Origin of the sequence: uncultured Intestinimonas sp. (assembly GCF_944387245.1) — a bacterium.
In the GTDB taxonomy this organism is placed as follows: domain Bacteria; phylum Bacillota; class Clostridia; order Oscillospirales; family Oscillospiraceae; genus Intestinimonas.
This window is the reverse complement of sequence record NZ_CALXEE010000005.1, coordinates 42,968-54,777: the sequence shown is the minus strand read 5'-3', so window position 1 is coordinate 54,777 and position 11,810 is coordinate 42,968. Positions and strand designations below refer to the sequence as shown.

General features: G+C 65.2%; 8 protein-coding genes. 7 read left to right on the top strand and 1 reads right to left on the bottom strand.

Annotated features, from left to right (window positions below; all coding sequences use genetic code 11):
* Positions 1–179 precede the first annotated feature (179 nt).
* The 4 genes from Q0K15_RS01840 (at position 180) to Q0K15_RS01825 (ending at position 6,334) form a co-directional block, all read left to right on the top strand.
* A complete protein-coding gene (locus Q0K15_RS01840; RefSeq protein ID WP_294511260.1) occupies positions 180–2,180 on the top strand; it encodes an LTA synthase family protein in 2,001 nt (666 codons plus the stop codon).
* Between the two features lie 10 nt (positions 2,181–2,190).
* Complete coding sequence (locus Q0K15_RS01835) at positions 2,191–2,517, top strand: hypothetical protein (protein ID WP_294511257.1); 327 nt, start codon at positions 2,191–2,193, stop codon at positions 2,515–2,517.
* Between the two features lie 21 nt (positions 2,518–2,538).
* On the top strand, positions 2,539–4,611 hold the full coding sequence (locus Q0K15_RS01830; protein WP_294511254.1) for a serine hydrolase domain-containing protein: 2,073 nt from the start codon (positions 2,539–2,541) through the stop codon (positions 4,609–4,611).
* A gap of 136 nt (positions 4,612–4,747) precedes the next feature.
* Entirely contained in the window at positions 4,748–6,334 is a 1,587-nt protein-coding gene (locus Q0K15_RS01825) for an MBL fold metallo-hydrolase (RefSeq protein WP_294511251.1), read from the top strand.
* Between the two features lie 72 nt (positions 6,335–6,406).
* Here Q0K15_RS01825 and Q0K15_RS01820 read toward each other — a convergent pair whose 3' ends face one another.
* On the bottom strand, positions 6,407–7,057 hold the full coding sequence (locus tag Q0K15_RS01820; protein ID WP_294511248.1) for a YitT family protein: 651 nt from the start codon (positions 7,055–7,057) through the stop codon (positions 6,407–6,409).
* 95 nt (positions 7,058–7,152) lie between these two features.
* Here Q0K15_RS01820 and Q0K15_RS01815 point away from each other — a divergent pair, with 95 nt between their 5' ends.
* The 3 genes from Q0K15_RS01815 (at position 7,153) to Q0K15_RS01805 (ending at position 11,802) form a co-directional block, all read left to right on the top strand.
* Positions 7,153–8,625, top strand: a complete 1,473-nt coding sequence (locus Q0K15_RS01815) for a phosphate--AMP phosphotransferase (protein WP_294511245.1) — start codon at positions 7,153–7,155, stop codon at positions 8,623–8,625.
* Between the two features lie 184 nt (positions 8,626–8,809).
* On the top strand, positions 8,810–10,699 hold the full coding sequence (locus Q0K15_RS01810; protein WP_294511242.1) for a S41 family peptidase: 1,890 nt from the start codon (positions 8,810–8,812) through the stop codon (positions 10,697–10,699).
* Between the two features lie 89 nt (positions 10,700–10,788).
* Complete coding sequence (locus Q0K15_RS01805; protein WP_294511239.1) at positions 10,789–11,802, top strand: copper amine oxidase N-terminal domain-containing protein; 1,014 nt, start codon at positions 10,789–10,791, stop codon at positions 11,800–11,802.
* The last annotated feature ends 8 nt before the right edge of the window (positions 11,803–11,810 follow it).

The window sequence follows — 11,810 nt, the reverse complement described above, 5'->3', positions numbered from 1 at the left end:
AATTTCCTTCATAATTATCTCCATGGGCAGAAAAAAGCCCGCCGCAGAATCTTTCGATTCTGCGACGGGCCCTTTCTTATGTAAGAAAAGCGTAATGCCCGCGGCCTTGCTTTTGGGGGGAGGCCGTTGTAAAATGGAGCTTGTTTTCAAACTCTCTCGCGAAAAGGAAAGAAACTGCCATGAGCGTCATGACCCCATCCCCCGCCAAGCTCCGCCGCCCCGTCTTTTACCGCCGGGACCGGCTTCTCCCCGCCGCAGTCCTGGCCGCCGCGATTTTTGCCGGCCTGGCTCTCTACGGACTGCCCCTGTGGCAGTGCGCCTGCTGGGCCCTGGCCTTTGGCGGCCTCCTCCCGCTGGGCGTGACATTGGAGGACGGGGCCGCCGCCCGGTGCCGCTGGGCCGCCTTCGTCATCGGTCCGCTGCTCGCCTTCGTGCTGGTGGAGCAGATGAACTACAACTACCTGGTCTGGGAGGAGCTCTCCGCCCTCCAGATTGCGCTGAACCTGGTGTGGTACTACATGGCCGCCGGAGTGCTCTACCTGGTCACCGGCCGGGTGCGGCTGACGGCGGGGCTCACCACAGGGCTCTTCACCTTTGTGGGCCTGGCCAACCGGTACGTCATCCACTTCCGGGGCCGCACCATCTTTCCCGGCGACCTCCTCACCCTCCAGACCGCCGCCAACGTGGCGGGGAATTACGATTATACCCTCGATGTGGTCCAGCTCCGGTGCCTGCTGGTGCTGGCCCTCTTCCTGCTGCTGCTGTGGAAGGTACCCAAACGCCCGGGGCGGCAGCGTCCCCACTGGCGGGCGGTCATCCCGGTGGCCGTCCTCTCCGCCGCCTACCTGACGGTCTTTTTCCAGACCGACTTCCTCCGGCAGCTGGGGATCGAGCCCTCCCTGTGGACCACCCGGGGCAACGGCTTCGTCCTCAACTTCTCGGTGTGCCTGCGGTACAGCACGGTGGAGGAGCCGGAGGACTACTCCCAGGAGACCCTCTCCTCCATCCGGCTGGAGACGGAGGAGGAGTGGCAGGCCGACCCCGACGCCGCCGGGGCGGAGACGCCGGTGAACCTCATCGTCATCATGAACGAGTCCTTCTCCGACCTGGCAGAGGTCTTTGACCTGGAGACCAACGCCGACCCGCTGCCCTTCTTCCACAGCCTCACTGAGAACACCATCCGGGGCACGGCCTATTCCTCCGTCTTTGGCGGCACCACCGCCAACTCGGAGTACGAGTTCCTGACGGGCAACACCATGGCCTTCCTTCCCGAGGGCACGGTGCCCTTCCACATGTATGTGGGCGCCGACGAGCCCAATCTGGGCGCCCAGCTGGGGAGCCTGGGCTACCGGACGGTGTTCATGCACCCCTATCTTTCCTCTGGCTGGAACCGCCGGGCGGTATACCAGAGCTTCGGCTTCGACGAGATCTATTTCCAAAATGATTTTACCGATGTCAGCTACATGCGCAATTACATCACAGACCAGGCCAACTATGAGAATCTGGTGCGGCGCTACGAGGAGAAGGAGGACGGCGAGCCCCTCTTTATCTTCAACGTCACCATGCAGAACCACAGCGCCTACAACGTGGCCTGGACGGGTTTGGACAGGACGGTGTGGCTCACCGGGGACATGGAGGGCCGCTACTCCACCGTGGACCAGTACCTCTCCCTGCTGCGGCAGTCGGACAGTGCCCTGGAATACCTGATCAACTACTTCTCCCAGGTGGAGGAGCCCACCATGATCCTCATGTTCGGGGATCACCAGCCCCAGGTGGTCACCAACTTCTACACCGAGGTGCTGGGGGGCGACTTTGAGAAGGTGGACATCGCCGCCGCCCAGCAGCGCCAGGAGGTGCCCTTCCTCCTGTGGGCCAACTACGACATCCCGGAGGCGGACGGGGTGACCACCTCCCTCAACTACCTCTCCGCCATGCTTATGGAGACGGCCGGCCTGCCTATGACGGAGTACCAGCAGTTCCTGCTCCGGCTCCGGGAGACGGTGCCCGCCCTCAACTCCGTGGGCTACATGGATACCGACGGCACCTGGCAGAAGAGCCGGGAGGACCTCTCGGAGGCGGCCCAGGAGGGGCTCCTCCAGTACGAGTCCCTCCAGTACAACCTGCTTTTTGACAGTGAGGAGGACCGGCTGCCCGACTTCTTCACCCTGCCCGATCAATAAGGAGGATCAGATGGAACAGGAATTTTATCTCCCGGTGCTCTCCCACTATGAAAACGACAACGGCTGGTCGGGGAGCCGGGGCCTGCTGTGCTACGAGATTGAAAAGCCCCAGGAAGGGGCCATGCGCGTGGTGATCTGGCAGGGACCTTTTTGCCGGAAATACGCCCGGCAGGAGGGGGAGGCCACCTTCCCGGTGAGTGAGGAGGGCATTGCCGCCATGCGGACCTGGCTCCTGGAGCAGGCCGACGCCATGAACGCCCATCCGCCCCGGACGGCGGCGGAGTGCCGGGCCTATTATGAGGAGTTGGCCAACGGCGCATCCAAGCCGGAGGCATAGACGGAAAAAGGAGGAAGGAACATGGAATGGAAACGGATGCTCAGCGGGACCCTGGCGGGACTCATCCTGGTGCCCGCCCTGACCCTGCCCGCCCTGGCCGCCCGGGAGACCGGAATGGCGGGGGAGACCTTTGAGGAGAAGGCCTTCCACGCCATTGAGCTGGCAGGCCAGTACGGCGGGGCCACCTCGGTGCGCTACGCCCTGTGGGAGGAGGGCGCCATCACCGCCCAGGGGGGCTGGGGGGTCTACTCCAAGACGGAGAACCGCCTCCTCACCGAGGACATCCTCTATGGCGTGGGTTCGGTGTCCAAGACCTATACCGCCGCCGCCGTCCTCACCCTGGCCCAGGACGGCAAGCTGTCCCTGGAGGACCCGGTGACCAAGTATCTGCCCGGGTTCACCATGGCCGACGAGCGGTATAAGGACATCACCGTCCGCATGCTGCTGGACCACTCCTCCGGCCTCATGGGGGACACCACCCGGGACGCATTCCTCTTCGGCGACACCGACGAGCGCGCCGCCGATGACCTGCTGGAGCGGCTGTGCACCCAGCGGCTCAAGGCCGACCCCGGCGCCTACTGCGTTTACTCCAACGACGGCTACACCCTGGCCCAGCTGGTGGTGGAGGCTGTGAGCGGCATGGACTATATGGGCTACCTCCACGCCGCCATCCTGGACCCGGCGGGCCTCGCCGACACCTATGCCCCCGGGGACGACTTTGACACCGGCCGTCTGGCCAAGACCTACGCCTCCGCCGAGGACACCCGGGACCTGCCCCAGGACACCATCGGTATCGTGGGCACCGGCGGCCTCTACGCCACGGCCGCCGATCTGGCCGCCTTCGGCGGCCTCCTGTGCGGCACCGACCTGCTGAGCCAGGAGTGGCTGGACCTCATGAACACCGACTGGGCGGTGAAGGGCCTGTGGCCGGAGAACAGCGAGAACGACACCCTGGCCTACGGCCTGGGCTGGGACAACGTCCACCAGTACCCCTTCAACCAGAGCGGCGTCACCGCCCTGGTGAAGGGGGGCGACACCCTGCGCTACCACGCCTCCCTCGTCGTCCTCCCGGGGGAGGAGAAGGCGGTGGCCGTCCTCTCCTCCGGCGGTGTGAGTACCTATAATCAGCTGGCGGGGGAGCGCATCCTCATGGACGCCCTGGCTGAGGAGGGGGTGACGGTGGACGAGAGCCTGCCCGCCCTCCCCGACGGCCAGCCCGCGGCCATCCCCCAGGAGCTGAAGGCCAACGCCGGCACCTATGTCTCCCTGGGCATGGTGGCCACCGTGGCCTTCCCCGACGACCAGACCATGACCCTGACCAACGCCGCCGCCTTGGGCGGGGCGGTGCAGACCTTCACCTACCGGGACGACGGAACCTTCCTGGACGAGACGGACAGCTTCATCGTGAAGTTCGTCACCGGGGACAACGGCCGGACCTACCTCTACCAGGAGGGCTATGCCGCCGTGCCCGGCCTCACCGTCTCCGGTACCGCCAATTACGCCCTGGAGAAGCTGGAGCCCAACACCGAGGCCGACCAGGCCGCCCTGGACGTCTGGGCCGCCCGGGGCTCGGAGCTCTACCTCATCGTCAATGAGAAGTATACCTCCCAGGTCTACCTGTCGGGGCCTTTTGCCGCCGTGGCCTCCATGCCGGAGACTCCCGGCTACGCGGCCGGCTTCCAGCGCATCGTGGACGAGACCCTGGCCCGGCAGTATGTCCAGCTCCCCGGCACCGGCAGCCGCAACGGCGCCGATTATGCCGCCGTCACCGTGGACGGCAAGGCCTACCTGAAGGCGGGGGACTACATCTGCGCTCCGGCCTCCGGCCTGGGAAACCTCTATGCCGGCACGGGGGCCTACTGCACCATCCTCAACGATGGCTACGCCCGGTGGTTCAATGTGGGGGATCTGGCTGGGCGGACCCTCGCTGTGACCCTGCCGAAGGCGGGCGGCTTTACTGTCTACGACGCCAACGGCGCCGTGACGGCCAGCTCCGTGGCTTTTGGGGATACCTCCGCCGTGCTGCCGGAGGGCGGCTGGGTGGTCTTTGCCGGTGACCCCGGCGCCCGGTTCTACCTGGGTCTGTCTGAATAAATGGCACAAGGACCCGCCGACTGTGTCGGCGGGTCCTTGTGCGTCCTGGCCAAAATGTAAACTTTCTGGGATGCCTTTACAGGGGGGCAGTCAGGGGGTAGAATGAAGGTGACCAAAGAAACAAAGGAGGTGCCCCATGAAGCTCACATTTTTCGGCGCGGCCAAGGCCGTCACCGGGAGCTGCCACTGCCTGGAGGTCAACGGAAAACGCATCCTCATCGACTGCGGACTCCAGCAGGGGCGGGACGAGCGGGACAACCGGGTGTTGGACTTCGCCCCCGGCTACATCGACTGTGTCATCGTCACCCACGCCCACATCGACCACACCGGCCGCATCCCGCTGTTGGTGAAGCAGGGCTTCCACGGCAGGATCGTCACCACCCGCCTCACCGGACAGCTCATGTCCATCATGCTGCGGGACTCGGCACACATCCAGGAGTCGGATGCCCAGTGGCAGAATCAGAAGGGCCGGCGGGCCGGCCGGGCGCCGGTGGAGCCCCTCTATACCATTGCCGACGCGGAAAACGCCATGGGATTGGTGGAGACCTATGAGTACGGCGAGATGGTGGACCTCTGCGAGGGGGTGCGGCTCCGGTTCACCGACGCCGGCCACCTGCTGGGCTCGGCCTGTGCCGAGCTGTGGCTCACCGAGGAGGGGGTCACCCGGAAGATCGTCTTCTCCGGCGACCTGGGCAACGTGGACCAGCCCATCATCCGGGACCCACAGCCCATCGACGAGGCCGACTATGTGGTCATGGAGAGCACCTACGGCGACCGGCTCCACGAGCCGCCGGAGAGCTATACCGAGGCCCTGGCCCAGATCATCGACGAGACCTTTGAGAAGGGCGGCAACGTCATCATCCCCTCCTTCGCCGTGGGCCGCACCCAGGAGCTTTTGTACTTCATGCGGGAGATGAAGGAGGAGGGCATGGTGAAGTCTCACCCCGACTTCCGGGTGTGCGTGGACTCTCCCCTGGCCAACGAGGCCACCCGCATCTACTCCGGTAACCTCCACGGCTACCTGGACGAGGACGCCATCGAGGCGTTGAAGGGGGGCGCCCTCTTCCAGTTCCCCGGCCTTACCCTCACCGAGAGCAGCGAGGAGTCCAAGGCCCTCAACCTGGACACCAGCTCCAAGGTCATCATCTCGGCCTCCGGCATGTGTGACGCCGGACGCATCCGCCACCACCTCAAGCATAATCTGTGGCGGAAGGAGTGCGTGGTGGTCTTTGTGGGCTACCAGGCCGAAGGCAGCCTGGGCCGGGCCCTCCTGGAGGGGGCCAAGTCGGTGAAGCTCTTCGGAGAGGAGATCGCCGTCAACGCCCGCATCGTCAACTTCAAGGGTCTCTCCTCCCACGCCGACCGGGACCATCTCTTGGCCTGGGCCAAGCACTACGCCCCCAAGCCCCGGCACATCTTCGTGGTCCACGGCGAGGCGTCGGTCACCGAGATCTTTGCCCAGAAGCTGCGGGACGCCGGTCTGGCAGCCCACGCCGCCGAGTATGAGGAGGTCTACGATCTGGCTGCCGACCGGATGCTCTCCGCCGGTGTGCCCCTGCCTCCCAAGCCGGTGTCGGCGTCCGGCTCCCCCGCCTACCGGAAGCTGGAGGCCGCCGGTCAGGACCTCATGGAGGCCATCCGCCACAACAAGGGCGGCACCAACAAGGACCTGGCCCAGTTTGAGAAGGAGCTCATGGCCCTCATCCAGAAGTGGGACCGCTGAGCCGAACTCCCTCCGAGATAGAAAACGGGCGCACCATGTATGGTGCGCCCGTTGGCGTAAGAAGGATACAAATCACTGTGCCGCCTGGGTCTCCGGCTCCTGCTCTTTCTCCGGCGGGCGTCCGAAATTCTGCACCCATCCGATGAGGAAGGAGGAAATAGTGACAGTGATGAGGGAGTATAGGATGCGGGTGAAGGGGATATAGCTCAAAGAGAGGGCCAGCACGGTGAGGTCAGTGATGAGATAGCACCGGGCAATGGGCCACTTGGAGAGGTGGGAGATGGTGAGGGCCAGGGCGTCGTCGCCGCCGCAGGCGCCGCCGATGCGGACCACCAGTCCCACGCCGATGCCCACAAAGGCCGCGCCCAGGATGGCGGCGGCCACCGGCCAGGCGCTCAGATCGGGGAGAATGGGCGGGAACTGCTCCCAAAGGCCGTGGAACACGGCAAAGGCCAGACTGGCGGTGATGGCGTAGCGGGCGAAGGAATTGCCCAGGAAGCGCCAGGCCAGCAGGTAGCAGGCGATGTCCATAACGGGGCTGGTGATGGCGGGGGAGAGCCCCAGCCAGTGCTGGAGGAAGAGGGTCATGCCCAGCACGCCGCCCTCGGTGACCTGGGTCCGCTCGTGGATGTTGTAGAGCCCGAAGGACAAAATAGCGGAGCCCAGCAGGATGATGCCGTAGGTGTACAGGAGGGACTTTGCTTTTTCCCTGGGGGAAGACATGATAAAACTCCTAACTTAAGATAAATTATATAAGATTATATCAAAAAAGTGCCGTACAGGCAAGGGGCCCGGATGGGCGAAAGGATGGGAGAGCCATGCTGGAAAACGAGGAACGCCGGACACATACCAAGGCCGAGCAAAAGGCGTGGAAGGCGGAGCGCAAGGAGCTGGAGCGGGCCCTGGAGGCTCTCCAGCAGCCGCTGAAGGAGGCGGGGATTCCGGTGATGCTGGTCTTTGAGGGCTGGAGTGCCGCCGGGAAGGGGGCGGTCATCGCCCGGACCATTGCCCGGCTGGACCCCCGGAACTACCAGGTGCTCACCTTTGGTCCCGCCACCGACGAGGAGAAGCGCCGCCCCCTGCTGTGGCCCTTCTGGAAGGGGCTGCCCGCCAAGGGACAGATCGCGGTGCTGGAGCGGAGCTGGTTCGGCCGGGCGCTGGAGCGGATGGAGGAGGAGCCGAAGGAGACGGCTCAGCTGGTGGAGGAGATCAACATCTTCGAGCGGCAGCTGTGCGACGACGGCTATCTGATCCTGAAATTTTTCCTCCACATCGGCCAGGCCGAGCAGCGCCGGCGGCTGGAGAAGCTGGCGGGGGATGACGACACCGCCTGGCGGGTCACCGACCGGGACTGGCGGCAGAACCGGGACTACGTGCGCCGTAAAGAGAAGCTGGACCTCCTCCTCCAGGCCACCAGCACCCCCTACGCTCCCTGGCACGTGGTGTGGAACGAGGAGAAGGGGAGCGGTCCCCTGGAGGTGCTGCGGACGGTGAAGGCGGCCCTGGACGACGCCCTGGACCACGGCGTCCCCAAACCGGCCCCGGTGGAGCGGGCCCCCTGGCCCCTGCTGGAGATGCCGCGGCTCAGCCAGGTGGACCTGAGCCCCCGGCTCTCCGATGCCGACTACGACGCCGCCCTCAAGAAGGAGAAAAAGCGCCTGTCTAAGCTCCACAGCCGGCTCTACCGGGAGAAGGTGCCGGTGGTCATCGGCTTCGAGGGCTGGGACGCCGCCGGCAAGGGGGGCGCCATCCGCCGCCTCTCCTGGGCCCTGGACCCCCGGGGCTTTGATGTGGTGCCCATCGCCGCCCCCACAAAGGACGAGCTGGACCGGCACTACCTGTGGCGGTTCTGGCGGCAGCTGCCCAAGGACGGCCACATCGTCCTCTTTGACCGGACCTGGTACGGCCGGGTCATGGTGGAGCGGCTGGAAAATCTCACTCCGGAGGCGCGCTGGTCGATGGCCTATGACGAGATCAACGAGTTCGAGCGCAGCCTCACCCGCTGGGGGGCGGTGGTGCTGAAGTTCTGGCTCCACATCGACCCGGACGAGCAGCTGCGCCGCTTCCATGACCGGGAGAACACCCCGGAAAAGCGCTACAAGATCACCGATGAGGACTGGCGCAACCGGGAGAAGTGGCCGGCCTATGAAAAGGCGGTGGATGAGATGCTTCAAAAAACCTCCACCGAATACGCCCCCTGGGTCATCGTGGAGGGCAACGACAAAAAATACGCCCGTCTCAAGGTGCTGCGGACGGTGCGAAAGGCCCTGGAGGAGCGGCTGGACAGCTGAGGTGTCCAGCCTCCGTTTTGTAACCAACAGGAGGTGGACAGCCCAAAGCCGGGGTGCTACAATAATGTCTACCCGAAACCCTTGCGCCTGAACAAAGCCCGAAGCCTTGGCTTTCAAGGCGTTTGGCTTTGTTTGGCAAGCGTTGCAATGGAATGACCTGATTCGGCAAAGGAGAGCTTGACCCATGAAAACAAAACTGCCTGTACGCGCGGCGGCCCTGGGGCTGACGCTGACCCTGGTGTTGAGCCCCATGGCCGGCGCCATCACCGTGGAGGAAGCCCGGGACCTGCTCCGGGGAAATTACATCGATGAGATCCCCGAGGAGATCCTGTCCCTGCCCACCATCGAGGAGATCACCACCGCCCTGGGGGACCCCTACACCTACTATATGACAGCGGAGGAGTACACCGCCTTCCAGAACAGCTTGGAGGGCACCAATGTGGTGGGCATCGGCGTGTCTGTACAGACGCGGGAGGACGGCCTGCTGGTGACCGGCACGGCCCCCGACTCCCCCAGCCAGAAGGCCGGCATCCTGCCCGGCGACCGCATCGTGGCCGTGGACGGCACCACCCTCCAGGCCGCCGGCTCCCCCGAGGCCCTCACCGCCCTGGTGACCGGCGAGGCGGGGACGGAGGTCACCGTCACCGTGGTCCGGGACGGGCAGGAGCTCACCTTCACCATGGCCCGGGCGGCGGTGGTCTTTCCCAACGTCACCGGAGAGGTGGTGGACGACCACATCGGCTGGCTGACCTGCAGCAGCTTCGGCAGCACCACCGGGGAGCACTTCCAGAGCTACATCCTGGAGGAGGATGAGGAGGCCGACCGCTGGGTGGTGGACCTGCGGGGCAACCCCGGCGGCGCGGTCAACGGGGTGGTCCAGGCGGTGGGCTATGTGCTGGGCAGCCGGGAGGTGGGCTATGCGCTGGACCGCCGGGGCAATCTGTCTGTCTGGCGCCCCAACGCCCTGCTGGCGGGGGAATCCGGCCTCATCCAGGAGCCTCTGGTGGTCCTGGTGGACGCCAATTCCGCCAGCGCCGCCGAGCTCTTCACCGCCGCCATGCGGGATTACGGCTACGGGCTTATCATCGGTACCCGGACCTTCGGCAAGGGCGTCGCCCAAAACGTCTTTGAGCAGGCCGACGGCTCCGCCTTCAAGATCACCACAGAGCGGTACTACTCTCCCAACTATGTGACACCCGACCGCTCCGGCGTGCTGCCCCACCTGGTGGTGGACGCCAACCTGGCCGATGAGGTGGCCCGCCTCCTGTGCGGCACCGCCGAGGAGCAGGCCTCCGGGGATGTGCTGGTCCTCCAGCTGGCCGGCCAGACCTGGTACATCCACCGGGAGGAGGCGGTGAGTGAGGATTATGCCCCCGCCTTTGCAGAGCTCCTGGCCGCCATCGCCCCCAACACCCCCATGACGCTGGACGGCAAGGCGGTAACCCCGGCGGAGGTCTCTGAAGCCTGGGGGGTGGATTACGTCTCCCGCTGGTTCGGCGATGTGGCCGATTCTCCCTACGGCGATGAGATCAACACCCTGGCCTCCCTGGGCGTTCTCCTGGGCAACGAGAACGGCGACTTTGGCCCTCAGGCCCCGCTCACCCGGGGCGAGCTGGTGTCCATGATGGTCCAGGCCATGGGCTACTGGTGCTGGCAGAGCCAGGGCAGCGCCCCCTTCACCGATGTGGACCGGGAGGACTGGTATGCCACCTCTGTGGATATCGCCTATAACCTGGGCCTCATCCAGGGCGACGAGAACGGCGAGTTCCGGGCCGACGACCCGGTGGACCACCAGCAGTTTTTGACCATCCTGGCCCGGATGGGGGAGCGCGCTGACCTCTCCGTCGAACGCCGGCTGGAGCAGGTGACCGGGGAAGATCTGGCGACCGAGGCGGTGCAGGCCTATGACGCCTGGGCCCGGCCCTATGTGGTGACAGCGGAGGACCTGGGCTTCCTGGCGGTGCCTCTGGAGAAGCTGGACCCGACCGTCCCCACCACCCGCGAGGAGGCCGCCGCCATGCTCTACAGGATGCTGGAGTACATCGGCATTCTCACCCCGGTGACGGAGGAATAAATGCCCGAGGCGGGCGGGAAGAGCGGGAACCATTTTCCACATTCGCCGTCCAAGAAGGCAGAACCACTGAATAAGGAGGATCTTCCGCTATGAAGCAGAAAAAGATCTTGACCGCCGCTCTGGCGGCGATGTTGACGCTGTCCCTGAGCGTGCCCGTCCTAGCGGTGGAGCCTGTCAGCACTGACGCAGCCGCTGAGACGACGGCCTATGAGCTGGTCCAGCGGGGGGAGAACTTTCCCGCCCGGGTGTGGGGCAGCGCTGTGGAGCTGGGCGATATGAGCCTCACCCTGGAAAACAGCAATGAGAGCGACCCCTATCAGAAAATCGTGGTCAATGTGGCTGAGGATACCGTCATCCTGGATGCCGTCACCGGTGAGACAAAAACCTTTGCCGACATCAAGGCGGGGGAGACCGTCTATGCCTGGGTGGGGCCGGACATGACCAAGAGCCTGCCCCCCATCAGCACCGCCCGGGTTATTCTGTGCGGCGTCCCCGCCGGTTTCGGTGTGCCCACCTATGCGGAGGTGGAGACCGTCACCGCGACCGAGAGCGGTGTGGACGTCTATATGAACAACGATGTGGTCCTCCACCTCACCGGCGACACCGGGTATCTGGCCGCCCCCGGCTGGGAGAAGGCGACTGTGAGCGCCGCTGACATCGTACCCGGTACCCGGCTCGTCTCCTGGTACAATGCAGCCACCATGAGCCTGCCCGCCCAGGCATCTCCCAGCAAGGTCATGGTATTTCCCGCCGGTTACGCCGGCTGGGTGTCCGCTGACGGCCTGGAGGTCACCATCAACGGCGAGGCCCTGACTCTGGAGGGCGCCTCCTCCGCCAAGGTGGAGAACGGCCGCCTGATGGTACCGGTGCGGGCCGTGGCCGAGGCCCTGGGCTGTGAGGTTGCCTGGGAGCCCTACACCAACCAGGTCTCCGTCACCAGAGACGGTGCGGAGCGCTACCACTTTGCCATCGGCGCAGATCAGGCTGCCAAGGGCGACGTCACCGTGGGCCTGGTAGCCTCTGCCGAAGCCGCAGATGGAGTCACCTTCATGGCTCTGGACGACCTCATCGTCCTCCACGGCCTGAAGCTCTCCCAGGGCTGAACAGAAGA